We start from the raw sequence: 24,062 nt of genomic DNA, 5'->3' as shown, positions 1-24,062 counted from the left end.
CGCACAGACTACGCAGCACAATCGTTCGTCAGGACCGACGGCCTCGTCGATTGCTGTTCCTCACGCGCCTTCGCTCGCGTGCCATGTCGATTCGGACGGTAGGTACGGCGGTCACCACCAGTGCGAATACCAGACCGGCTGCCACGAGCAAGACAACGATTCTCCGATCGATCAGTGACGATCCGACGGCGCCGAAGGCCAAGACCCCGACCCACAGATAGATCACCAGCACCACGCGGCGATGGGAGTGTCCGATCTGCAGCAAACGGTGATGCAGGTGCATTTTGTCCGGGCTGAAAGGGCTGCGTCCGGCGCGTGTTCTTCGCACGACGGCAAGAAGAAGGTCCAGCATCGGGATGAACATGACGGCGCCGACGAGGAGGAGTGGCGTAAGAAGTCCGACCAGGTCCCGCGGCCCATAGGCGGTCAGCGGGATACGGCCGGAGGCGCTGGTCGATACCGTGGCCAGCATCAGCCCGATCAGCATCGAACCCGAATCACCCATGAAGATCCGCGCCGGCTGAAAGTTGTGCGGCAGAAAACCGAGACAGGCACCAGCCAAAGCGGCAGCTATCACAGCCGGCGGATAGACGCCGACGTCTCCGCCTTGCTCGTTGAGCAGCCCGACGGAGAAGATACAGATTGCTACCGAGGCGATAAGCCCCAAGCCTGCAGCGAGACCGTCGAGGCCGTCGACGAAGTTCATCGCGTTGACCATCACCACGGTGACGAGGACCGTGACCAGTCCGGCCTGCAGTTGATCGAGCACGACGGTGAAGCCGCCGTCCGACCAGGGCACATAGATGATGTACCAGCTCACGCCCATCACGACGAGCACTCCGGCCGCGGTGACCTGGCCGACGAATTTGGTAAGTGCGTCCAGGCCCCAACGATCGTCGATGACTCCGACCCCGACGATCACGAACCCGGCGACGAGCGCAGCGGGGATGTCCTGGGTGTACCCGAACCCACGTGCAAGCGCAGGAAGTTGGGACGCGAACAGCAATGCGACGAGCATTCCCAGATACATGCCGGTCCCACCGAGTCGTGGTGTCGGAACGACGTGGACATCACGCTCGCGGGGTGCTGCCACCGCGCCGAACTTGATCGCCAGTACTCGGACGCCGCCGGTCGCAAGAAAAGTCACGACCGCGGCCGTCAGACACACCAGCAATAATTCTCGGATGGGGACGCCTGCGCCCTGGTTCGCCTGGGCCAGCATGTCGTAGGGCGCCCCCGCGAAGACGGCACTCATTTGCAGCCCCTCATCCGCGAGAATAGGCCGGCTTGCGTGAGACGAGGTCGCCGACCTCTGCCCTCACAGCGGCAATCTCACGATCACCTATGACCGTCCCCTGCTCTGCGCGAACTGCACGTGCAACGAGCTTTCCGACGTCGGCCATCTCGGTGGTGTCGAAACCCTGTGTCGTGACTGCGGCCGATCCGACCCGGATGCCGGATGCAACCGCAGGCGGGGCTGGGTCGAAGGGAATCGTGTTCTTGTTGAGCGTTATACCCGCTGCCTCACACCGCGATTCCGCGCTACGGCCGTCGATCCCGAAGCCTTGCAGATCCAGAAGCGCGAGGTGGGTATCCGTACCGCCGGACACCGTGCGCATGCCGGATTCGACGAGCGAGGTCGACAAGGCTTGCGCGTTGGCGACGACGTTCAGCGCATATTTGCGGTAGCTCGGCGTCGCCGCCTCGGCGAACGCCACAGCCTTTGCTGCAATGGTGTGCATGAGCGGCCCGCCCTGACTGAACGGGAAGACTGCTTTGTCGATGGCACGAGCGTGCTCGGCACGGCACATCAGCATGCCGCCACGAGGACCCCGCAGAACCTTGTGGGTCGTGGCGGACACGACATCGGCGTACGGGACCGGAGACGGAATGGCCTGGCCCGCAACGAGACCGATGAAATGAGCCGCGTCGACCCACAGGATGGCACCGACCTCGTCTGCGATCGAACGAAAGGCAGCGAAGTCGATGAGGCGTGAGTATGCCGTAGCTCCGGCGACGATGATCTTTGGACGATGCACCAACGCCAGATCTCGTACTTCGTCATAGTCGATCAGCTCGGTGTCTTTCCGAACGTGATAGGGAATGGGGCTGAACCACTTGCCCGAGAAGCTGACTTTCGAACCGTGCGTGAGGTGTCCGCCGTGAGGCAGACTCATGGCCAGGACCGCGTCGCCCGGTTTCGCGAACGCCGCGTACACAGCAAGGTTCGCATTTGCACCCGAGTGCGGCTGGACGTTGACATGGTCGGCACCGAACAGTGCCTTTGCTCGATCGACAGCGAGGTTCTCGGCACGATCGACCATCTCGCAGCCGCCGTAATACCGGTGTCCGGGATATCCCTCGGCGTACTTGTTGCTCAGGACGCTTCCCTGCGCAGCCATCACTGCCGGGCTCGTCAGATTTTCGCTGGCGATGAGCTGCAGTCCACCGCGGACCCGTTCCAACTCACCGAGCAGGATATCGGCGATCTCTGGATCCTCAGCGCGCAATTCGGTGAAGTCCGGGCCGTAGAAGGGCGTTCCACTCATGCGCTGGCACTCCCCCGCAGCAGACTCTCGACAGGCACTCCGAGAACCTCCGCGACAGCCGCTGCAGCAATAGCGCCCTCTCTGAGAATTCGCGGTGTCTCGGAGGTCAAATCGACGATGGTGGAGGCGACAGCGTGCTCGGCCGGACCACCGTCGAGGTAGACCGCAGCGGAGCCACCGAGCTGATCACGTGCCTCGCCCACGGTGGTGGCCGGGGGTTGGCCGGAGATGTTCGCGCTCGAGACGGCCAGTGGTCCCACCTCGCGCAGCAATTCGAGGGCGACAGGGTGCAGCGGCATCCGAAGCATGACCGTGCCCTGCGCATCTCCCAGATCCCATGCCAATGACGGAGCTTGCTGGACGACGAGACTGAGCGCCCCGGGCCAGAAGGCCTTGATCAGATCGCGCGTCCGTGGGCGTACACCGGTCACGAGTCCGTCGATGGTGCTCCAGGATCCGACGAGAACCGGAACGGGCATATCGCGTCCTCGCCCCTTGGCGCGCAACAGATCGGTGACAGCGCTGCTGTCGAAGGCATCGGCGCCGAGTCCGTACAGGGTGTCGGTGGGCATCACGACCAGACGTCCTGACTTGAGGGCGCCTCTGGCTGCGGTCAATCCGGCCGCGCGAGAGTCGGCTTGCTGGCAGTCGTAGACAGTGCTCACCCCTCTATCCTGTCACTGCGTTCCGGCCACAGATTCCCGAGCCTCATCCTGCCCACCTCACACGTGAAGTTCAGGACTCCGGAGTGACAGCTCGAGACGCGACGACTAACCGTGGACGGCCGGTCAGGTCGGGGTGCGGAGCAACGGCGGTGAATACGCGCCTACGCTCGAACAATTCTGCGACGCGTTCGCCGTGCGAGTCGTCGTGCTCGACACCGACTCCCCCGCCGACCCGAAGCCATCGAGCAATGTTGTCGATCATCGGTCCGATCACCGACAGTCCGTCGACGCCACCGAACAGCGCAATGTGGGGATCGTGATCGGCTACCTCGGGTTCGAGAACGGCGTCCTCAGGGATGTACGGAGGGTTGGCGACGATCACGTCTACCCCACCGTCCAACTCTGCCAGTAGTGACCGATCGGTGACGTCGCCGTGGTGAAGGGTGATCGGGGTGTCCCCGAGCCCTGCACGCAGGTCCGCATTCCGTCTCGCCCATGCAAGTGCCGAAGGGTCGAGTTCGACTGCGTGGACCTGAGCGTCGGGTCTGGCGTTCGCCAAGGCGAGGGCGAGTGCTCCCGACCCGGTGCACAGGTCGAGGACTACGGGAGGGCGGTGATCGACGCCTTCGAGGAAGGCGAGCGCCCACCCGAGCAGCAACTCGGTCTCCGGACGTGGAACGAACACACCAGGACCGACCTCGACATCGATATTACCCAGAGCTGTTGTGCCGGTGATGTACTGAAGAGGAATACGCTTTGCCCGTTGAGCGATCGTCTTCTGATACGCCTCGATCACCTCCGGCTCGACGAGCGGCACGAGACCCAGCCGACCACGCTCGACACCGATGAGATGCGATGCCAGCAATTCGGCGTCGACGCGGGGACTGGGAACCCCAGCTGCCTCGAGCTTCGACGTCGCTTCGAGAATTGCCAGGCGTAGTGGTTTACGGGTCACCGGTACAGCGTGCCATGACGCCGTGAGGTGAAGGAAAACGCACGGTCAGAGCAAAAGAAGACGAGGAAAACAGCCGAAACCTATTCGGCCTGCATCCGTGCTTCACGGTCGGCCTTGCCGAGCGCGTCTAGCAACGCGTCGAGTTCACCGTCGAGCACGGCATCCAAGTTGTGCGCCTTGAACCCGATGCGGTGATCGGTGATCCGGTTCTCTGGAAAGTTGTATGTGCGAATCCGCTCGGAACGGTCGACGGTACGAACCTGGCTCGCCCGCCCGGCCGCGGCCTCTTCGTCGGCAGCCTCCTCAGCAGCGGCTTGCATTCGCGCTGCGAGCACCTGCATGGCCCGGGCCTTGTTCTGCAGCTGCGATCGCTCGTTCTGACACGTCACCACAATTCCCGTGGGAAGGTGCGTGATTCGTACAGCGGAGTCAGTGGTGTTGACGCCCTGTCCGCCCTTGCCCGAGGATCGATATACATCGATGCGGAGATCGGTCTCGTCGATCTGCACTGCTTCGACCTCGTCAGGCTCCGGATAGACCAGAATTCCTGCAGCGGACGTGTGCACTCGACCCTGTGATTCAGTGACGGGCACACGCTGCACACGATGCACCCCGCCCTCGAACTTCAGTCGCGCCCACACGCCGTCGAGCGAACCCGATTTGGCCTTGATCGACAATGTGGCGTCCTTGTATCCACCCAGATCCGAGACGTTCGCGTCCAGTACCTCTACGCGCCATCCGCGGCGTTCGGCGTATCGAAGGTACATACGCGCAAGGTCGGCAGCGAACAGCGCCGATTCCTCGCCGCCCTCCCCAGACTTGACCTCCATGACGATGTCGTCGCCATCGTGCGGATCACGCGGAGCCAGAAGGTCTGCGAGCGTGTGCTCCAAACGAACTACCGTCGCTTCGAGGTCAGGGATCTCCGCGGCGAACGAGGCATCGTCGGCCGCAAGTTCGCGGGCAGCTTCGAGATCGTCCTGAGCGGTAATGAGCTTGCCGTGCACCGACATGATGGGTGCAAGTTCGGCGAAACGTTTGCCTGCTCGACGCGCCGCAGAGGGATCGTTGTGCAGCGCGGGATCGGCCAGCTGCTGCTCGAGGCCCGAATGCTCGGCGAGAATATCGTCGATTGCCGAAGGCTTTGTCGTCCTCGCCATGATATTTCTCCGTCTTCGATAGATCCACAGTCGCTACACAACACAGTCACCACACGAAAAAACCGACGCCCGCCCTGCGAACTTCGCAGGACGGGCGTCGGCGGAACAGCTATGCGTCGGCTTCGGTCTTCTTGCCGGCGCGCTTTCCGTAACGAGCCTCGAAACGTGCAACGCGACCACCGGTGTCGAGAATCTTCTGCTTGCCCGTGTAGAACGGGTGGCACTGCGAGCAGACCTCGACGTTGATGCGCTCCTTGTCGGTGGTGCTGTGGGTTTCGAAAGTATTACCGCAACCGCACACAACTGTGGTGAGCGTGTAGTTGGGGTGGATTCCTGCCTTCATGGTGTCCCTTACCGTTCTTCTAGTGGTCGCCGGGTCGCCCTCGCCAATCGAGGACGTGAACCGGAACCGGACTCAGCCGATCAGTATGCCAGACGAAATGCCTGACCCGATCACCGGATCTTCCGCCCGATGTTTCGATACCGACAGCTGCAACAACACTCGCACCTGTCGGCTTGTTCCCTGCTAGTTGTCGTCGATTCCGCCGGGAGCGGTCTTGGACACCTGCATCAGGAATTCGAGGTTGCTCTTGCTCTTCTTCAGACGATCGACAAGCAGATCGATTGCCTGATGCGAGTCCAGGCCGGACAGCACACGCCGAAGCTTGTGCAAAACCGCCGCCTCGTCCGGATTGAGCAGCAGCTCGTCCTTACGCGTGCCGGACGGGTTGACGTCGACCGCGGGGAATACACGTCGCTCGGCGATCTTGCGATCGAGCTTCAGCTCCGCGTTGCCGGTGCCCTTGAACTCCTCGAAGATGACGGTGTCACCGGTAGAACCGGTCTCTACCATGGCCGTGGCGATGATCGTCAGCGATCCACCGTTCTCGATGTTTCGAGCCGCACCGAGGAAACGCTTGGGTGGATACAGCGCCGTCGAATCGACGCCGCCGGAGAGGATTCGGCCCGAGGCAGGCGAACTGTTGTTGTACGCGCGGCCGAGTCGAGTGATCGAGTCGAGGAGGACGACTACGTCCTGGCCCGCTTCCACCAATCGCTTGGCACGCTCGATCGCAAGTTCCGCCACCGCGGTGTGATCGCCCGGCGGGCGGTCGAAGGTCGAGGCGATGACCTCGCCTTTCACCGAACGCTGCATGTCGGTGACTTCTTCGGGACGCTCGTCCACCAGGACGACCATCAGGTAACACTCGGGATTGTTGACCGAGATCGCGTTGGCGATCGCCTGCAGAACGCTGGTCTTGCCTGCCTTCGGCGGACTTACGATCAGTGCACGCTGGCCCTTACCGATCGGCATCACCAGGTCGATGATCCGAGTGGTGAGAATGTTCGGTGTCGTTTCCAGGCGCAGACGCTGGTTGGGGTACAGCGGGGTCAGCTTGCCGAATTCGGGACGCTTGCGTGCGGCCTCGACATCGCCACCGTTCACCGTGTCCAAACGAACCAACGGATTGAACTTCTGCCGCTGACCGGACTGCTCGCCTTCGCGTGCAACGCGAACCGCGCCTGTCACGGCGTCACCACGACGTAGACCGTTCTTACGCACGAGGTTCATCGAGACGTAGACGTCGTTGGGCCCGGCTAGATACCCGGAGGTACGAACGAACGCGTAGTTGTCGAGGACGTCGAGGATGCCGGCTACTGGTTGTAGGACATCGTCTTCACGAATCTCGGGCTCACGCTCGCGGCTTTCGCCACCCTCGCCACGATCGCGTCCACGACGACGTTCACGGAACCGACGGCCTCTACGCCCCCGGCCGTCGCCCTCATCGTCCTGGTTGTTGTTGTCTCGGCCGTCGCGAGGACCGTTGTTGCCGCTGTTGTTGCTATTACGGTCTTCGCCACGACCGTCGCTCTGGTTGCGACTGCGGTTGCGGTTGTTCTCGTTGCGACTACCCTCGCCACGGTTGTTCTCGCTGCGACTGTCGTTGCGGTTGTTCTCGCCGCGACTGTCGTTGCGGTTGTTCTCACCACGGTTGCTGTCGGTGCGGGTGTTGCCGTCTTCGTCCGATGAATCGCCGCGACTGCCACGGGAATCGTTGCCCCGCGAGTCGTTGCCCCGGGATTCACTGCGCGAGTCGTTGCCGCGCTCGGAACGCGTCCTTCGTGGTCGCTCGTTGGACGAGGACTCAGACTGATCCGAGTTGTTCGGAGCTGCGTTCGCCGAGGACTGCTCGGTAGCGGTCTCGACCGATTCGGTGGCACCGGACGGTGTTGTGACTTCAGCCTGCGTAGCGGAATCGTCGAGCGGCAGCTGGTCGGGCGCACCTGCGCGGCGACCTGCAGCTCTACGGCCTCTGGTACGGCGTGGCGCGTCGCTCGTGTCTTCGGCAGGCGCCTGTTCGCCGGACTGCACAGCAGTCCGGTCAGGTGCAGCCTCAGCACGCGCAGGCTTGTCGACGACGGGCGCCGAGCTCACATCGACGGTGGCAGCGCTGGCGCTCGACAGTGCCTTGTCGGCGTCGGACTCAGCAGAATTGGACTTGGATGCGCCGGACTTGGAGCCGTCCGACTTTTGCGCACCGCTACCCGACTGACGCGTGGAAATGGCGGCGATCAGGTCGCCTTTGCGCATGCCGGAGACACTCTTGATGCCGAGTTCGCCAGCAAGGCTGCGTAGCTCGGTGAGCACCATTCCGGACAGGCCAGCTCCGCGGCGCGTCTTGTCTGGGGCGGAGATCAGTTCCGTATCGGTCACGGAGGTCCTTTCCTTCCCTCGCTCGCAATATGCGCAGCAGAGGGTTCGTTCCGGAGCACGAAGGTCGTATCGAACCCGGATATTTCCGTTCATGATCGACGCGATTCGGACAGACGACCGACCCGAGACCGCATGCAAACTACGGGAGGGGCCGAACCAGGTGCATCACGAAACCCGGACGTTGATCCCCCCGAATACTGTGACTTGATTGCCCTGGTGATAACCGGCGTCTGAAGCGCACGATGTACGGACTTTCCTCAGGATAGCCTCCGAGAGCGCAGTCGGCAACAAGCAGTTACCAGCGAGTTTCAAGAAATGCAGACACCGTCTGCTACAGCAAGCTCGAGGACCCTTACACCTTCACCCTCGGCCAACACTTTGATGTCCTCGGGGAAGGGCACGGTGCACAACGCCAGCACCGTCGGTCCAGCACCTGACAGCACCGCTGCGATACCCCTCGAGCGCAGCGCCGCTATCCACTTTGCAGACTCCGGTAGTGCGACCGACCGTTGCCCCTGATGCAGCAGATCTTCGGTAGCGGGCATCAGAAGATCCGGACGTTGGGTGAGCGCGACGACGGTCAGGGCTCCGCGGCTGACATTGAAGGCAGCGTCGCGGTGCGGAACCAGTTCGGGCAAAAGCCCGCGAGTGTGCGACGTCGAGGACCGCTCGGCGGGAACCAACGCGACGACGTGGATGTCCGGATGAACCGCCAACCGGACGGCCGAATACTTCCGTTGAGTGATGCTCGCGCTCGCCGGCTCGCTCCACGACACCACCGCACCGCCGAGGACGCTGGCCGATGCGTTGTCAGGATGGCCCTCGAACTCCGAAGACAGCTGCACGAGCTGATCGAGGCTCAAGGTCAGGTCAGGATCGAGCTTGGCAGCGAGCCCGTTGGCCGCGGCCAAACCCCCGACGACGGCCGACGCCGAAGATCCCAATCCTCGCGAGTGCGGGATCACGTTGGTGCACAATACATCCAGACCATCTGCCCACACACCTGCGGCTTCGAGCCCCCTCTCGATCGCCCGCACCACCAAATGGGTGGGACCCCAAGGCACGTCGTCTGCACCTTCACCTTGAACACGAATGCTCAGCCCGGACGCAGTCGTCGTCACCGAGATCTCGTCGTAGAGTCCCAGCGCGATTCCCAGAGTGTCGAAGCCGGGCCCGAGGTTCGCGCTGGACGCGGGAACCCGGGCCGTCACCGTCAAACCCTGCGGGAGTGTTGTCGTCATGGACTGAGTCTTCGCCACTAGGCCAGCTCGAGGGCCGACGCGACAGCTACTGGATCGACCGGAATCGGCTCGACCACAGGCATTCCCGCCAGAGCCGTGTCGGGATCCTTGAGTCCGTTGCCGGTGACCGTGCAGACGACGGTCAGGCCACTGTCGAGCCAACCTTCCTTCCGCGCCGCAATCAGGCCCGCGATGCTCGCCGCGGACGCAGGCTCGACGAAGATGCCTTCGGTCTTTGCCACGAGACGGTAAGCCTCGAGGATTTCCTCGTCGGTAGCGGCACGGAATGCACCGCCCGACTCCTCCTTGGCCGAGACTGCACCGTTCCACGACGCCGGGGACCCGATGCGAATGGCAGTGGCGATCGTCTCGGGCTCGGCGACGGGCGCTCCGTGTACGAGCGGGGCCGCACCTGCGGCCTGCACTCCGAGCATCCGCGGCTTGACCGTGGTGAGGCCGTCCCGGAAGTACTCCGAGTAACCGCGCCAGTACGCCGTGATGTTGCCTGCGTTGCCTACCGGCAGCACATGGACGTCGGGAGCATTTCCCATCGCGTCACAGATCTCGAATGCCGCTGTCTTCTGGCCTTCGATACGAACGGGGTTGACCGAGTTGACGAGTCCGATCGTCGGGAACTCTGCGGTGGTCTTGCGTGCGAGTTCCAGGCAATCGTCGAAGTTGCCCTGCACCTGAATGATCTTCGCGCCGTGCATGACGGCCTGGGCAAGTTTGCCCATGGCAATCTTCCCCTGAGGGACGAGGACCGCGCAGCCCATGCCTGCCTTGGCCGCGTAGGCCGCAGCGGATGCCGAGGTGTTGCCGGTCGAGGCACACAGAACAGCCTCCTGCCCGCGCGCAAGCGCGTCGGTGACTGCCATCGTCATACCGCGGTCCTTGAACGACCCGGTCGGGTTCAAGCCCTCGACCTTCAGATGCACCTCGCAGCCGGTGAGCTCGGACAGTCGCTCTGCATGAATGAGCGGAGTTGCGCCCTCTAGCAGCGTCACGGTCTTCCAGTCGGGTCCGATCGCGAGGCGAGAACGGTACGCCTCGATCAGGCCTGGCCAGGGGGTGTGGACGCTCATACGGTGGTGCCTTCCAATCGGAGAACGCTTGAAACGGAGGTGACGACGTCCATCTTTTCCAAAGCCGACACAGTCTTGGACAACGCGGAATCCGACGCCAGATGAGTGACGACGACAAGGCAGGCGCCGTCGCCCGAACCCTGTTGACGCACGGTCGAGATACTCACGTCGTGGTTGGCGAATTCCGCAGCAACGGTTGCCAGCACACCTGGGCGGTCGGCCACCTGCATGTTGACGTAGTACCTGGTGGTGATGTCGCCCATGGGAGCAATCTTCAGTTTTGCGTACTTGGATTCCAGCGGCCCACGGCCACCGTAGAACTTGTTTCGGGCAGCCATGACGAGGTCACCGAGCACGGCCGACGCGGTCGGAGCGCCGCCGGCACCCTGACCGTAGAACATGAGACGTCCGGCAGCCTCGGCCTCGACCACGATGGCGTTGAACGCGCCGTTCACTGTGGCCAGCGGGTGGTCCAGCGGAACCAATGCCGGATACACACGCGCCGAGATTCGGTCCTGGCCATTGGGTGTGGTGATGCGCTCGCAGAGCGCGAGCAGCTTGATGGTGCAGTCGAGCGAGCGCGCCATCTCCAGGTCGGCCGAGGTGATCTTGCTGATGCCTTCACGGTAGACGTCGCCTGCCGTCACGCGAGTATGAAATGCGATCGACGCAAGAATGGCTGCCTTAGATGCCGCGTCGTAGCCTTCGACGTCGGCGGTGGGGTCTGCCTCGGCGTAGCCCAGTCGTCCTGCCTCGGCCAATGTCTCGGCGTAGTCCGCACCGGTCTCGTCCATCGCGGAGAGGATGAAGTTGGTGGTGCCGTTGACGATTCCGGCCACTTTGTTGACACGGTCGCCGGCGAGGGACTGCATGAGCGGACGGACGACGGGAATGGCACCGGCGACCGCAGCCTCGAAGTACAGGTCGGCGCGCGACTTCTCGGCGGCGTCTGCCAACTCTCCGGTGTATTCCGCCAGCAGCGCCTTGTTGGCGGTCACCACCGACTTGCCCTTCTCCAGCGCAGCGAGGATCAGTTTGCGCGGAACCTCGATCCCACCGAGGACCTCGACCACGATGTCGACGTCGTCACGATCCACCAGCGCGGCCGGGTTGTCGGTGAGCAAAGCCGGGTCGACTCCGCGATCTCCATCGATTCGACGTACGGCGATACCCCGGATCTCCACGGGAACACCGACTCTCGCCTCGAAATCCGACGCGTTCTCCGTCAGTATGCGTACTACCTCGCTGCCGACGTTCCCGAGTCCGAGTACGGCGATGCCTATGGTCTTCTTCGATGTCATGGTTGCACCTCCAAGCTGAGCAGATCTTGCAATGTCTCCCGGCGCAGAACGAGGCGGGACTTTCCGTCTTTCACTGCCACCACGGCAGGTCGAGTAAGCAGGTTGTAGCGGCTGGACATCGAGTAGCAGTAAGCACCCGTCGCAGCTACCGCCAGCAGATCACCAGGACCGACATCACTCGGCATCCAAGTGTTCTTGATCACCACATCGCCACTCTCGCAATGCTTTCCGACAACACGTGCCAGAACTCCCTCGGCCGCGCTGTCCCGCGAGGCAAGCCGACAGTCGTACTCCGCCTGATACAGCGAGGTACGGATGTTGTCACTCATTCCGCCGTCGACACTGATGTAGCGTCTGCGCTTCGCGGCATCGACGGTGACGTCCTTGATGGTTCCGACCTCGTACAGCGTCACCGTTCCAGGACCTGCAATGGCGCGACCCGGTTCGACATCGATCTTCGGAACAGGCAGACCGACCCGAGCGGATTCGGTCGCGACGATCGACTTCAGCTTGGCTGCGAGCTCATCGATCGGTGGCGGATCGTCGCTCGGTATGTACGAAATACCCATGCCGCCGCCGAGGTCGATCGTCGAAATCTGGGAGGTCTTGTCCACACCGAACTCGGAGACCACCTCTGCCAGCATGCCGATCAGCTTGTGCGCAGCCAGCTCGAATCCGTCGACCTCGAAGATTTGCGACCCGATATGGCTGTGCAATCCGACGAGCCGGAGGTTGCCGGCTGCGAATACTCGGCGTACAGCTTCGAGTGCCGAGCCGTCGGCGAGCGAGAAGCCGAACTTCTGATCCTCGTGCGCAGTTGCGATGAATTCGTGCGTATGTGCTTCGACACCGACGGTCACACGCACGAGGACGTCCTGCACGACGTCCATTTGACCGGCGATCGCGTCGAGCCGATCGATCTCGATCATCGAATCGAGCACGACGTGCTCTACACCGGCGGTGACGCCGGCGGCAAGTTCTGCGACGGACTTGTTGTTGCCGTGCATGGCAATTCGGTCGGCAGGAAATCCAGCTGCAAGGGCGACACTCAGCTCGCCGCCGGAACAGACGTCGAGCGAGAGCCCCTCGTCGGCGACCCAGCGCGCAATTTCCCCGCACAAAAACGCTTTGGAGGCATAGTGAACGCGTGCGGGATCACCGAAGGCAACAGCCATTTCCCTTGCACGCGAACGGAAGTCATCCTCGTCGATGACGAACAACGGGGTGCCGTATTCGGCTGCCAACTCCGTGACCGGCACTCCGGCCAAGCAGACAACGCCGTCGTCAGCGCGTTCGGCGTTGCGTGGATAGACATGCGAGGGAAGCACCGTCATGTCCGACGCAGTTGTCGGCTTCTCGGTCACGGTGTCTCCGATCGGGGTTGCGGCATGTTTCGGACCGGCGGGATGCGCGCTCACATTCGCTCCGGTGCACTGACACCGAGCAGAGCAAGGCCATTGGCCAGCACCTGCCTGGTTGCACTACCCAACGCCAAACGTGCGGTGTTCACTGGGCCTGGCTCCTCGTCTCCTTGGGGAAGTACACGACATGCTCCATAGAAACGGTGGTAAGTACCAGCCAATTCTTCCAGGTAGCGGGCAATGCGGTGCGGTTCACGCAAGTCTGCGGCACTGGCGACGACTCTCGGGTATTCGCCGATGGTTCTGATCAACTCACCTTCCTGCTCGTGCGTGAGCAGGCTCAGATCCGGGTTTTCAGCGGTGACTCCCAATTCGACGGCGCCGCGAGCGAGCGATGCGAGCCGGGCGTGCGCGTACTGGACGTAATAGACCGGGTTCTCGCTGCTCTCACTGGCCCACAGTTCCAAGTCGATATCGATGCTCGAGTCGACGGAGGACCGGACCAGGGCGTACCGAGCCGCGTCGACGCCGATGGCGTCGACGAGATCGTCCAACGTGATGACCGTGCCCGCACGCTTGCTCATTTTCACGGCAACACCGTCGCGCACCAGGTTGACCATTTGGCCGATCAGCACCTCGACGGTGTTCGGATCGTCACCGAAGGCAGCCGCAGCGGCCTTGAGTCGACCGATGTACCCGTGGTGATCGGCGCCGAGCATGTAGATGCACAGATCGAAGCCACGGCGGCGCTTGTCCTGGAAGTACGCGATGTCGCCGGCGATGTACGCGGCGTTGCCGTCACTCTTGATGACGACGCGATCTTTGTCGTCGCCGTAGTCGGTGCTCTTGAGCCACCATGCCCCATCGGCCTCGTACAGGCTGCCGGAATTCTTCAGGTACTCCACGCTGCGCTCGACGGCACCGGATTCGAACAGCGAGTTCTCGTGGAAGTAGACGTCGAAGTCGACACCGAACTCGTGCAGGTTCTTCTTGATCTGTTCGAACATCAGCTCGACGCCGATGGACCGAAATGTCTCGGCCGCGTCGTCCGGGGACAGGGCGAGTGCTTGCGGGTTCTTGGCCAGTACAGCCGCTGCGATCTCACCGATATAGGCACCCGCGTATCCGTCTTCGGGTGCGGGTTCGCCCTGTGCCGCCGCGATGAGCGAGCGGCTGAAGCGATCGATCTGCGCGCCGTGGTCGTTGAAGTAGTACTCACGCACCACTTCGGCTCCCTGTGCCGAAAGAATGCGGCCGAGGGCGTCACCGACGGCGGCCCACCGGGTACCACCGAGGTGGATAGGACCTGTCGGATTGGCGGAGACGAATTCGAGGTTGACCTTGACGTTGTCGAGCAAAGTTCCGCTACCGAAGGATGCGCCCTCTGCCAGAGCCTGCGCAACGATCGCGCCCTGAGCATCGGCGGCAAGGCGGATATTGAGGAACCCGGGCCCGGCGACCTCGGCGCTGGCGACAGCGGGCTCGGCGGCTAGTGCTTCCGCGAGCCACCCGGCGAAGTCACGCGGATTCGCGCCCGCCTTCTTGGCGACCTGGAGAGCAACATTGGTGGCGTAATCGCCATGCTCAGGGTTGCGCGGACGCTCGACCGTCAGCGTCGGGGGGAGCACGGACACGTCGAGGCCGCGTTGGGCAAGCACCTTCGCGGCGGTCGCGCGTAGCAGTTCGGCAAGGTCGGCGGGAGTCACAGGTAACCATCTTATGGTCTGGAGCACGGCCGGTTCGCAGCCAGTACCTACACCAGACCCACTCGAGACCACCGTCACCGCTGCAGCTCCCTCGAAGGGTCCGCTCGGAGCGGAGAACGTACAGTAGTGGCGCTCTGCGATAACGGTCGCCAACTTGTCGCGGAGCCTGCCAGCTTTGTGTGCTCCGGCACACGCCCCACAACGGAAAGAGCGACGACAGCGATGCCCACGGGTGAAGAGAGCGGCGGTCAGGGCAAGAAGTCGGCCGCCAAAGCCAACAAGGCCATCAAAGGCGCAAAGAAGAAGAACAGAGGCATACCAGCCGTCAAAGGCGGATTGGCCAAGAGCGGACCGCAGGTTCCCTGGCTGACCATCGGTGCCGTGGTGGTCATAGTCGGCCTGGTCGCGATCCTGGCCGTCAACCTCTTCCCCAAGTATCAGAACCAGGCCGAGGCGCAGAAGTTCGCGCCGAGCGAAAGCAACCAGGACCCCTCGTCGGCGATCGCCGATGTAGTGAAAATGGACTACCCGGCTGCGCTGCACGTCTCGCCCGAGCAACGCGTCGCGTACGACCAGTCGCCGCCGTTCGGTGGTCCGCACGATGCTGTCTGGGCTACCTGCACCGGCGTCGTCTATCCGGAAGCCATCCGCACAGAAAACGCCGTCCACGGCCTCGAGCACGGTGCCGTCTGGGTCACGTACAACCCTGATGAACTCAGCGAGGACGAAATTTCTCAGCTGGCCGACAAGGTGGACGGCGAGTCGTACATGATGATGTCGCCGTACCCAGGGATGGATACACCGGTTTCTTTGCAGTCCTGGGGCCACCAGCTCAAGCTGGACAGTGTCGACGACGAGCGGATCGACCAGTTCATCGCAGCGCTCCGCCTGAACCGTTACGCGTACCCCGAGGTCGGCGCGAGTTGCGCGACCATTCCCGGTTCGTTCGATCCGGACAACCCACTGCCGTTCGATCCGTCTGCACCCGGCGCTGACGCTGTGCCGATGGATGGTGCGGGGATCACTCCGGACGCGAGTGAGATATCGGGTGCGGGTGCAGGCACCGCGGGTCTACCGGCCGATCTGCAGCTTCCGTCCGATCTGCAGTTACCCCCCGAGCTGCAGCAAGCTCCGACACCATGACGTCGGTAGAGGAGAGGCCCCGGGCCGTACGGAGCCAGAAGACGGCGCTACTGATTCTCGGCATCGTCGCCGCGATTGCGATCGGTTTCGCACTCGGCTTCCTTGCGCGCACTACGTTTCTCGGCGGGGACGACTCGGTACCTGCCGCGGACTCGGTCGATGTCGGTTTCGCGCAGGACATGTCGGTCCATCACAACCAGGCGATAGACATGTCCGCTGTCGCGTTGACCAACGCCGAGGATCAGCCCGTGAAGACTTTGGCGTTCGACATGCTGACTTCCCAGCAGAACCAGGTCGGTCAGATGCAGGGCTGGCTCGCGGTTTGGGACCGCTCCCCAGTGGGCCCGGATGGCTACATGAGCTGGATGTCCGGTGACGAGCACGGTCATTCGATGGCATCGATGACGCCGGCTGAATCAGGATCGATGGCAGCCATGCCCGGCATGGCAACCAACGAGGAGCTGGCCGCATTGCGAAAGGCGACCGGCCCAGCCGTCGACGTGAAGTTCCTGCAGTTGATGCTGCGGCATCATCAGGGTGGGCTTGCGATGATGGAATACGCCGCAGATCACGCGGAAACGCCTGCGCTGGTTCGGCTCGCACAGTCGATGATCTCGACGCAGGAAGGTGAAGCCACGCTCATGGAGCAGATGCTCGCCGAGCGTGGCGCCGAACCACTTCCTTTCAATTAGGTCGACCCTTCGGCTTGCGTCAGCGCGCGGAATACGTCCAGTCGGTCACCTCGGGCATATCCTCGAGGTGCTCGACGATGTAGCTCGCGTGCCGAACCAATTGCGCTGAGCAAAATTTCTCGAGCTCACTGCCGTTCTCCGGTACTCGACGCGATCGTCGGAGGGCCTCGAGCACGAGGTGATAGCGACTCATCTTGTTGAGCACGACCATGTCGAACGGCGTTGTGGTGGTGCCCTGCTCATTGAATCCGCGGACGTGGAAGCGACCCGCGCCGGTGCGGCCGTGCAGTAGCTCGTGGACTGCGCGTGGGTAACCATGGAATGCGAATACGACATCGGTATCTGCGGTGAACAGACCCACGAACTTGTCCTCCGGGAAGCCGTGCGGATGCTCGTCCGGAGTCATCAACGCCATCAGATCGACGACGTTGACCATCCGAACACGCAGGTACGGAACCCATTCCCGCAAGATCTGCGCCGCCGCCAGTACCTCCTGCGTGGGAACATCTCCCGCCGCGGCGAGGACGACGTCGGGCACGTTCGGGGCGCCGTCGGAGTCGGTCTCGGTTCCCGCCCATTCCCAGATCGACGCTCCCGCCGCGCAATGTGCGTTGGCCTGCTCGAGCGTCAGATACTGCAGATGGGGCTGTTTGTCGACGACGATCAGATTGACATGATCACGACTGCGCAGGCAGTGATCGGAAATCGACAGCAGCGTGTTGGAGTCCGGCGGCAGCCAAATTCGAACGACCGCAGGTGAGAGCGGGATGACGGCGTCGATCATTCCTGGGCCCTGGTGCGAAAATCCGTTGTGGTCGTTTCGCCAGCACGTACTGGTCAACAGGACGTTCAGTGACGCGACGGGTTCGCGCCACGGCAGGTCGGCGGCATGTTGTAGCCATTTCACGTGCTGGATCATCATCGACACACTTACCATCGCGAACGCCTCGTAGCTGGCGAAAACGCCGTGCCCGCCTGCGAGAACGTATGCCTCCAGCCATCCCTCGCACAGGTGCTCACTGAGCACCTCCATGACGCGACCGTCCGCGGAAAGGTGATCGTCCCACGCCTCGGTCGGCAGCTGCCAGCATCGATCGGTCTCCTCGAACACCGCCGCCAGCCGATTGCTCGACGTCTCGTCCGGGCAGAACAGTCGGAAGTTGCCACCGCCGTCGGGGCGTTTGTTGTCGGCGTAGATGTCGCGCATGAGTTCGCCGAGGACCCGGGTCGTCTCGTGAAAACCTGCTCCGGGTGATTCGATCGCGATCTCGTACTTCTCGAGCGGTGGAATCCGCAGAGGCTGAAGGAGTCTGCCACCGTTGGCGTACGGCGTCGATCCCATTCGCTTGTCCCCCGACGGTGCCAATGCAGCGAGTTCGGGAACGAGAGCGCCGTCGGCGTCGAACAGCGCCTCTGGCTCGTACGAGCGCATCCAGGATTCGAGCTGCGCCAGGTGTGCGGGGTTGCTCCGCACTCCGGACAGCGGCACCTGGTGGGCCCGGAAGGTCCCCTCTACCAGGACCCCGTCGACGGTGTGCGGCCCTGTCCACCCCTTCGGGGTGCGCACGATGATGGCCGGCCATCGCACCTCCACCGGGGCACCGCCTGATCGTGCTGCCTCTTGAATGGCCCGAATTTTGCTGTGCGAGTTTCGTATTGCTTCTTCGAGGGCTGGAAAAACGAGGCGGGGATCATCACCGGAAACGACGACCGGGTCCCAACCCTGCCCGTGCAGGAAGTCGACGATGTCCTCGTCTTTGCTGCGTCCGAATACCGTGGGCCCTGCAATTTTTGCTCCGTTGAGATTCAGAATCGGCAGCACGGCACCGTCGCGGCGCGGGTTGAGGAACGCCGGCAGCTTCCACGAGCCTGCGAGTGGTCCGGTCTCGGCCTCACCGTCGCCGATCACACACGCCACCATGAGATCCGGCCGGTCGAACGCTGCACCACCGGCATGTACGAGCGCGTACCCGAGTTCGCCGCCCTCGTGGATGCTGCCCGGTGTCTGCACACTCACATGACTGGGAATGCCACCGGGCGAGGAGAACTGGCGGCACAGGCGGTGCACACCCTCGGTATCTCGCGAGATATGCGGATAGATCTCCGAGTACGTCCCCTCGAGATAGGTCGAAGCGACCAGTGCCGGCCCGCCGTGGCCGGGGCCCGTCACGTACAGCCAGTCCGTGCCGGTGTTCCTGATGTTTCGGTTGAGCAAGGTGTAGATCATCGACAGGCACGGGCTGGTCCCCCAGTGTCCCAGCAGACGCGGTTTGATGTGCGCCGCGGTGAGGGGCTCACGCAGCAACGTGTTGTCCTTCAGGTAGATCTGGGCCACGGTCAGGTAGTTGGCAGCTGCCCACCACCTCAGATCGAGGTCCAGATCTTCGCTCGAATAGTCGTGATCGGTCACGTGGGTCCTCTCCTCTACGTAGATGCCCCCGACTGTCCTCCTTCTAAGCCAACATGAGGGTGATTTCGGGTGACGGATGGGATGCGCTAGTCTTGGACCCGCCCACAGGCACGCCGGATTTTCAGTACGCACAGGTCCGGCGCGCCCCCGTAGCTCAGGGGATAGAGCGTTCGCCTCCGGAGCGAAAGGTCGCAGGTTCGAATCCTGCCGGGGGCACACCTGCGTCACACGCTTTCCTATTGCCACCCTTGATGCAAACATGGGTTGTGGCCGATACCGAACTCGACAACACCGCATCCGAACTGTATGCCGTCGACCCACAGGACTTCGTCGCCGCGCGCAGAGCTGCGGTTGCAGCGGCGAAAGAATCCGGCAATCGAAAGCTCGCGGCCTCGATCGGCAAGTTCCGTAAACCCACGACTGTCGCGTGGATGGTCAATCTCCTCGTTCGCGAAGAACCCGATGACATTGCCGAGCTGTTCGATATCGGGAACAGCCTGCGCGACGCGCAGCGAAGATCATCGGCCGAAAAACTCAAGGAACTCTCGGCCGCGCGTGCACAGTCGATTCGCGCGCTGACGCGTCGGGCCGTGGAGATTGCTCGCGAACACGGCCACCCGAGCACGGAGAATGCGGCACGAGAAGTCGGACAGACACTGGGTGCCGCGCTCGCGGAACCCGAGATCGGCGCACGGGTGCAGGCGGGCCGCGTCGTGACTGCGGAGTCCTACAGCGGTTTCGGGCCCGCAGTGCTCACCTTGGCACCCGAGCCCGAGAACACCCCCCAGGAATCACGAGCGGAGCCGAAAGCCGAACCGCGTGACGACGCGGCCCTGAAGCGGTTCGAGGAAGCCCGCGAACAGCTCCCCGAGGCCCAGGAGGACGAGGTATCGGCCCGCGAGGCCGTCGACTCTGCCGATTCGGCCGCCGAAGCCGCGTCCACGGACCTTTCCGAGATCAAGGAGCGATTGGCCCGCCTACGTGCCGAACTCCACGACGCCGAGGTCGAAGAGGCAGCGGCCCGCACGGCCGAGAAGTCGGCGGATCGCGAAGCGCGACGCCTGCGACGAGTCCTTGCCGATGCCGAGGCGAGAACTGCCGAGTTGCGCAGCACGGTAGAGGGTCTCGGCCGCTAACTTACCGGTTCGATGATCGCCGTAATGGCGACGATATCTCCGGCCGGAATGTCGAAATGCTCGGTCACTGCCACCGACATACCGCCGTCGAACTCGAGGGAGAAACGTGCCACGACGCTGGTGCCCCATTCTCGAATCTCTATCTCCCCGATGGCGATGATCGGCGTGTACTGGGCGCCGTTCTCGAGTTCGTCCCTGATGAATGCTCCGGTGTCACCGGTCTGCTGTCCGTTCTCCACACGCCGACAGTCGTCGGCGAGACGGACCTTGGTGGCATCGTGACTGAGCAGAGCCTTGATGTATTCACGTGCCATCGCGGCGCGACCGGAATCCACCTCGCGCGTGGCATAGGTGGCAATTCCCGCCAGAAGTGGTTGTGCGAGCTCCTGCCTGCAGATCAGTAAGTCTGGAAGGTACGGATGGGACTGGTTGTACCGCAACGGCATTCCGTCGATACGCGAGCAATGCAAACCCGCTGCGAGTGCGACGCCGACGGGCGCTGCCGAGTCCCACTCCCACTGACCACCGGAATGCACGTAGGCGTCTACCTCCCCGCGTACGACCGCCATGGCTTTGGCACCTGCCGAACCCATGGTCACGACGTCGGCATCGACCGAGCGCGCGAGATCGTCCATGTAGTACGGCGGCCGAGAGTCGCTGACCACAAGCGTGGGCCTACCGGACTGCGGCGGCGGGCCGGCGACGTCGGCCGACGAGTAGACGACGCCGAGCGCAGGCTGGGCAACTGCCGACGCTGTCATCCCCTGGTCTTTTTCCCACAGGCCCACGTGCACTGCCCAGTCGGCTCGACCCTCGATGCCGTATTCGCGTGAGCCGTCGAGTGGGTCGATGATCCAGACACGGGCAGCATCCAGCCTGCGGAGATCATCGGCCGACTCTTCCGAGAGCACTGCGTCGCCGGGGCGTTCGCCTGCCAATCGGCCCAGGATCAGCGCGTCGGCTTCGGTGTCGCCGAGCCTGCCGAGCTCCCGCCCCTGAGTCGTTCGTCCTTCGCGTTCGCGAATTTCGAGCAGCAATCGGCCTGCGGACTCGGCGAGGTCGGCGGCGAATCGGGCATCGTCTTCGGCCGAGTGGAGGGCGCTCACGATCCCAACATTTCCACAATCCGAGCGGCCTGTGTTGCCGGATCACCGTCGGAGGCCGCCAGCACCAATTCGGGGTGCTCGGGCGCTTCGTAGGGGTCGTCCACTCCAGTGAAGCCGGTGATCTCACCGGCGATAGCCTTGGCGTACATACCTTTCGGGTCGCGCGCTGCGCAGACGTCGAACGGGGTGTCTACGAAGACCTCGAAGAAGGGCAGTCCGGCCTTCTCGTGCACCTTCCGCACGTCGTCGCGGTCTTCGCGGTACGGGCTGATGAGACAGGCGATCGCAACAACCCCGGCGTCGGCAATCAGTTGGGCCACGGCCCCCACTCGTCTTACGTTCTCGGTGCGGTCGGCTGCATCGAACCCGAGATCGGAATTGAGCCCGTGACGCAGGTTGTCTCCATCCAACCGATATGCCGGTCGCCCGGACGCCACCAGCAAACGTTCCAGTTCCGCTGCCACGGTCGACTTTCCCGAAGCCGACAAGCCGGTCAACCAGATCGTGGCACCGAGCGTTGCACGTTCCTCGCGGGCAACCCGGGACGAGTGCCAGACGACTTTCGCTGCCGACAACGTGGGCCCGGTGATCATCCCGGCGGCGACCGTGGCTCCGGACGACTCGTCGACGAGTAGGAAGCTGCCGGTGACTCGGTTGCGTCGGTACGGATCGAACAGGATCGGATTGTGCGTGCGGATCTGCACTCGACCGATGTCGTTGATACCCAACGATTGTGCAGCTTCGTCACGATGCAGAGTATTGACGTCGAGCCGGTAGTCCAGTTTTTCCACCCGCGCTGGTGTCGACGCCGTGGTGTGCATCAGCACGTACCGGTCGTCACTGCGCAACTGTGCGCCCTCTGCGAGCCAACAGACCATGGCATCGAGCTCTGTTCCGACGAGCGGACGATTGTTGGGACGGCACAGCATGTCCCCGCGCCCGACGTCGACCTTGTCCTCGAGTTCGATACACACCGCCGACGGCGCGAACCCCTCGTCGACCGGCGTTCCACCCGGCCCCCACACCGCTGCGATTCTGGTGACGAATCCGGAGGGGAGCGCTACGACTTCGTCCCCGGGTTTGAACACTCCGCTGGCGACGGTTCCTGCGTAGCCCCGGAAGTCGGCATGCTCACCGGAGCTGTGTTTCGGTCGAATTACATACTGGACCGGGAATCGGGCGTCGATGAGGTTGCGGTCGGAAGCAACGTGGACGTCCTCGAGGTGGTGCAGAAGCGAGCTCCCCTCGTACCAGGGCATCTGCGCGGTGCGATGAACAACGTTGTCCCCATCGATGGCCGACATCGGTACGAACGTGAGGTCTGGTACTTCGAGTTTCATTGCGAACTCGCGGAACTCCGCTTTGATCTCTTCGTATCGAGCGCACGAATAGTCGACGAGATCCATCTTGTTGATGCACAACACGAGATGTCGGATACCGAGCAAGGACGAGAGAAACGCATGTCGCTTCGTCTGTTCGAGGATCCCGTGACGGGCATCGACGAGTATCAGCGCAAGATCGGCGGTCGAAGCGCCGGTGACCATGTTCCTGGTGTACTGCTGGTGCCCCGGCGTATCGGCGATGATGAATTTTCTTCTCGGCGTGGAGAAGTAGCGATACGCGACGTCGATCGTGATGCCCTGTTCCCGCTCGGCGCGCAGTCCGTCGGTGAGCAGCGCGAGATCGACTGTGTCGCCGCCTCGTTCACGACTGGTCTTCTCCACGGCCTCCAATTGATCCTCGAAAATCGCTTTCGAGTCGTAGAGGAGCCGACCGATCAGAGTCGATTTGCCGTCGTCGACGCTTCCCGCCGTAGCTACTCGAAGCAGTTGCGACATCAGAAGTACCCTTCCTTCTTGCGGTCTTCCATTCCGGCCTCCGATATACGGTCGTCGGCCCGTGTCGCGCCGCGCTCGGTCATTCTGCTGGCGGCGACTTCCAGTACGACGTCGTGCGCATCGGCGGCCGAGGACTGCACACACCCGGTGCAGGTCGCGTCGCCGACGGTACGAAAGCGGACCGTCTCCTCGAAGGGTTCTTCGCCGGGCAGCACCGGCACGAATCTCGAAACGGCCAGGAGCATTCCAGCTCTGGGCACGACCGTGCGATTGTGCGCGTAATAGATGTGCGGGAGTTCGATCTGCTCTGCCTCGATGTACTGCCAGATGTCGAGTTCGGTCCAGTTCGACAGTGGGAACACCCGGAAATGTTCGCCGCGCCGGTGACGGCCGTTGTACAACTGCCACAGTTCCGGGCGCTGGCGACGCGGATCCCATTGGCCATGTTCGTCACGAAAGCTGAAGACGCGCTCTTTGGCACGCGCCTTCTCCTCGTCCCGACGGGCACCACCGAATACGGCGTCGAACGAGTTCTCGGCAATCGCGCGTAGCAGTGTCGCGGTCTGGAGTCGGTTTCGACTGGCCCCCGGCCCGCTCTCCTCGATCGAGCGTCCGGAGTCGATGTCGTCCTGCACGCTGGCCACGGTCAGGTTGACGCCGAAATGCTCGACCGCTCGGTCACGGAAGGACAGGACCTCGTCGAAGTTGTGTCCGGTGTCGATGTGCATGACGGAGAACGGGAGTCGGGCGGGCCAGAAGGCTTTGGCTGCCACATGGAGCATCACCACCGAGTCCTTGCCGCCGGAGAACAGCAGCACCGGACGTTCGGCGGTGGCCGCGACTTCACGGAAGATATGGACGGCTTCCGCTTCGAGCGCAGCAAGGTGCGTGAGTTCGTACGAGGTCGACATCGGTGAAGTCCTCCGATCACAACGCATCGGTCCATATTTGGACCGGTGCGGTTCAAATCCGTGCTCGAAGAATAGAACGTGTTTCAG

General features: G+C 63.0%; 19 protein-coding genes and 1 tRNA gene. 4 read left to right on the top strand and 16 right to left on the bottom strand.

What is annotated here, in order from left to right:
• Nucleotides 1-28 precede the first annotated feature (28 nt).
• The 12 genes from O1W68_RS20115 to argS form a co-directional block, all read right to left on the bottom strand.
• Nucleotides 29-1,255: a glycosyltransferase family 4 protein gene (locus O1W68_RS20115; protein WP_269306600.1), complete on the bottom strand. Its 1,227-nt coding sequence runs from the start codon at nt 1,253-1,255 to the stop codon at nt 29-31.
• A 10-nt stretch (nt 1,256-1,265) separates the two neighbouring features.
• The gene (gene glyA, locus O1W68_RS20110; protein ID WP_269306598.1) at nt 1,266-2,549 is read right to left on the bottom strand and encodes a serine hydroxymethyltransferase; all 1,284 of its coding nucleotides are present in this window, start codon (nt 2,547-2,549) and stop codon (nt 1,266-1,268) included.
• Nucleotides 2,546-3,214, bottom strand: a complete 669-nt coding sequence (locus O1W68_RS20105; protein WP_269306597.1) for an L-threonylcarbamoyladenylate synthase — start codon at nt 3,212-3,214, stop codon at nt 2,546-2,548. Before O1W68_RS20105 ends, glyA begins: the two co-directional genes overlap by 4 nt.
• 70 nt (nt 3,215-3,284) lie before the next feature.
• Entirely contained in the window at nt 3,285-4,169 is an 885-nt protein-coding gene (prmC, locus tag O1W68_RS20100) for a peptide chain release factor N(5)-glutamine methyltransferase (protein WP_269306595.1), read from the bottom strand.
• Nucleotides 4,170-4,249: 80 nt separating this feature from the next.
• On the bottom strand, nt 4,250-5,329 hold the full coding sequence (gene prfA, locus O1W68_RS20095) for a peptide chain release factor 1 (protein WP_269306593.1): 1,080 nt from the start codon (nt 5,327-5,329) through the stop codon (nt 4,250-4,252).
• A 109-nt stretch (nt 5,330-5,438) separates the two neighbouring features.
• A complete protein-coding gene (gene rpmE, locus O1W68_RS20090) occupies nt 5,439-5,672 on the bottom strand; it encodes a 50S ribosomal protein L31 (RefSeq protein WP_088945512.1) in 234 nt (77 codons plus the stop codon).
• A 183-nt stretch (nt 5,673-5,855) separates the two neighbouring features.
• Nucleotides 5,856-7,982, bottom strand: coding sequence for a transcription termination factor Rho (gene rho, locus O1W68_RS20085; protein ID WP_331283600.1), 2,127 nt, complete (start codon nt 7,980-7,982; stop codon nt 5,856-5,858).
• Nucleotides 7,983-8,353: 371 nt separating this feature from the next.
• Entirely contained in the window at nt 8,354-9,286 is a 933-nt protein-coding gene (thrB, locus tag O1W68_RS20080; protein ID WP_269306589.1) for a homoserine kinase, read from the bottom strand.
• 17 nt (nt 9,287-9,303) lie between these two features.
• Complete coding sequence (gene thrC, locus O1W68_RS20075; RefSeq protein ID WP_084346439.1) at nt 9,304-10,371, bottom strand: threonine synthase; 1,068 nt, start codon at nt 10,369-10,371, stop codon at nt 9,304-9,306.
• Entirely contained in the window at nt 10,368-11,672 is a 1,305-nt protein-coding gene (locus O1W68_RS20070; RefSeq protein ID WP_269306586.1) for a homoserine dehydrogenase, read from the bottom strand. Before O1W68_RS20070 ends, thrC begins: the two co-directional genes overlap by 4 nt.
• A complete protein-coding gene (gene lysA / locus O1W68_RS20065) occupies nt 11,669-13,090 on the bottom strand; it encodes a diaminopimelate decarboxylase (RefSeq protein ID WP_269306584.1) in 1,422 nt (473 codons plus the stop codon). Before lysA ends, O1W68_RS20070 begins: the two co-directional genes overlap by 4 nt.
• Nucleotides 13,087-14,739 (bottom strand): arginine--tRNA ligase, encoded by a 1,653-nt coding sequence (gene argS, locus O1W68_RS20060; RefSeq protein ID WP_269306583.1) that lies wholly within the window; start codon nt 14,737-14,739, stop codon nt 13,087-13,089. Before argS ends, lysA begins: the two co-directional genes overlap by 4 nt.
• Before the next feature lie 222 nt (nt 14,740-14,961).
• Here argS and O1W68_RS20055 point away from each other — a divergent pair, with 222 nt between their 5' ends.
• Together O1W68_RS20055 and O1W68_RS20050 are read left to right on the top strand one after the other, a co-directional pair.
• Entirely contained in the window at nt 14,962-15,882 is a 921-nt protein-coding gene (locus O1W68_RS20055; RefSeq protein WP_269306581.1) for a DUF3105 domain-containing protein, read from the top strand.
• On the top strand, nt 15,879-16,574 hold the full coding sequence (locus O1W68_RS20050; protein ID WP_269306580.1) for a DUF305 domain-containing protein: 696 nt from the start codon (nt 15,879-15,881) through the stop codon (nt 16,572-16,574). Before O1W68_RS20055 ends, O1W68_RS20050 begins: the two co-directional genes overlap by 4 nt.
• Before the next feature lie 19 nt (nt 16,575-16,593).
• Here the strand turns inward: O1W68_RS20050 and O1W68_RS20045 are convergent, their stop codons facing one another.
• On the bottom strand, nt 16,594-18,984 hold the full coding sequence (locus O1W68_RS20045) for a phosphoketolase family protein (RefSeq protein WP_269306578.1): 2,391 nt from the start codon (nt 18,982-18,984) through the stop codon (nt 16,594-16,596).
• Between the two features lie 143 nt (nt 18,985-19,127).
• Between O1W68_RS20045 and O1W68_RS20040 the strand changes: the two genes are divergently transcribed.
• Together O1W68_RS20040 and O1W68_RS20035 are read left to right on the top strand one after the other, a co-directional pair.
• Nucleotides 19,128-19,200 (top strand) — tRNA-Arg (locus O1W68_RS20040).
• A 35-nt stretch (nt 19,201-19,235) separates the two neighbouring features.
• Nucleotides 19,236-20,120 carry a hypothetical protein gene (locus O1W68_RS20035; RefSeq protein WP_269306576.1) on the top strand — a complete coding sequence of 295 codons (885 nt, stop codon included), beginning with the start codon at nt 19,236-19,238 and terminating at the stop codon, nt 20,118-20,120.
• Here O1W68_RS20035 and O1W68_RS20030 read toward each other — a convergent pair.
• Genes O1W68_RS20030 through cysD form a run of 3 tightly spaced genes read right to left on the bottom strand, consistent with a single transcriptional unit; the run spans nt 20,117 to nt 23,975 of the window.
• Entirely contained in the window at nt 20,117-21,229 is a 1,113-nt protein-coding gene (locus O1W68_RS20030; RefSeq protein ID WP_442972420.1) for a 3'(2'),5'-bisphosphate nucleotidase CysQ, read from the bottom strand. The two genes, O1W68_RS20035 and O1W68_RS20030, sit on opposite strands and share 4 nt — an antisense overlap.
• Nucleotides 21,223-23,064, bottom strand: coding sequence for an adenylyl-sulfate kinase (gene cysC / locus O1W68_RS20025; RefSeq protein ID WP_269306572.1), 1,842 nt, complete (start codon nt 23,062-23,064; stop codon nt 21,223-21,225). The genes O1W68_RS20030 and cysC overlap by 7 nt, the downstream gene beginning before the upstream one ends.
• Nucleotides 23,064-23,975, bottom strand: a complete 912-nt coding sequence (gene cysD, locus O1W68_RS20020; RefSeq protein ID WP_331283599.1) for a sulfate adenylyltransferase subunit CysD — start codon at nt 23,973-23,975, stop codon at nt 23,064-23,066. The genes cysC and cysD overlap by 1 nt, the downstream gene beginning before the upstream one ends.
• Between the last annotated feature and the right edge of the window lie 87 nt (nt 23,976-24,062).

The organism is Rhodococcus sp. H36-A4 (assembly GCF_027158005.1).
Lineage (GTDB): Bacteria > Actinomycetota > Actinomycetes > Mycobacteriales > Mycobacteriaceae > Rhodococcoides.
Note: the sequence above shows the minus strand (reverse complement) of the source record. Positions and strands in the feature narration are given on the sequence as shown.

Excerpts from the sequence above, each read along its gene's own strand:
- O1W68_RS20115 (WP_269306600.1), bottom strand. The coding sequence starts at position 1,255 with ATGAGTGCCGTCTTCGCGGGGGCGCCCTACGACATGCTGGCCCAGGCG.
- glyA (WP_269306598.1), bottom strand. The coding sequence starts at position 2,549 with ATGAGTGGAACGCCCTTCTACGGCCCGGACTTCACCGAATTGCGCGCT.
- prfA (WP_269306593.1), bottom strand. The coding sequence starts at position 5,329 with ATGGCGAGGACGACAAAGCCTTCGGCAATCGACGATATTCTCGCCGAG.
- rpmE (WP_088945512.1), bottom strand. The coding sequence starts at position 5,672 with ATGAAGGCAGGAATCCACCCCAACTACACGCTCACCACAGTTGTGTGC.
- rho (WP_331283600.1), bottom strand. The coding sequence starts at position 7,982 with ATGGTGCTCACCGAGCTACGCAGCCTTGCTGGCGAACTCGGCATCAAG.
- thrB (WP_269306589.1), bottom strand. The coding sequence starts at position 9,286 with ATGACGACAACACTCCCGCAGGGTTTGACGGTGACGGCCCGGGTTCCC.
- thrC (WP_084346439.1), bottom strand. The coding sequence starts at position 10,371 with ATGAGCGTCCACACCCCCTGGCCAGGCCTGATCGAGGCGTACCGTTCT.
- O1W68_RS20070 (WP_269306586.1), bottom strand. The coding sequence starts at position 11,672 with ATGACATCGAAGAAGACCATAGGCATCGCCGTACTCGGACTCGGGAAC.
- O1W68_RS20055 (WP_269306581.1), top strand. The coding sequence starts at position 14,962 with ATGCCCACGGGTGAAGAGAGCGGCGGTCAGGGCAAGAAGTCGGCCGCC.
- O1W68_RS20050 (WP_269306580.1), top strand. The coding sequence starts at position 15,879 with ATGACGTCGGTAGAGGAGAGGCCCCGGGCCGTACGGAGCCAGAAGACG.
- O1W68_RS20035 (WP_269306576.1), top strand. The coding sequence starts at position 19,236 with ATGCAAACATGGGTTGTGGCCGATACCGAACTCGACAACACCGCATCC.
- cysC (WP_269306572.1), bottom strand. The coding sequence starts at position 23,064 with ATGTCGCAACTGCTTCGAGTAGCTACGGCGGGAAGCGTCGACGACGGC.
- cysD (WP_331283599.1), bottom strand. The coding sequence starts at position 23,975 with ATGTCGACCTCGTACGAACTCACGCACCTTGCTGCGCTCGAAGCGGAA.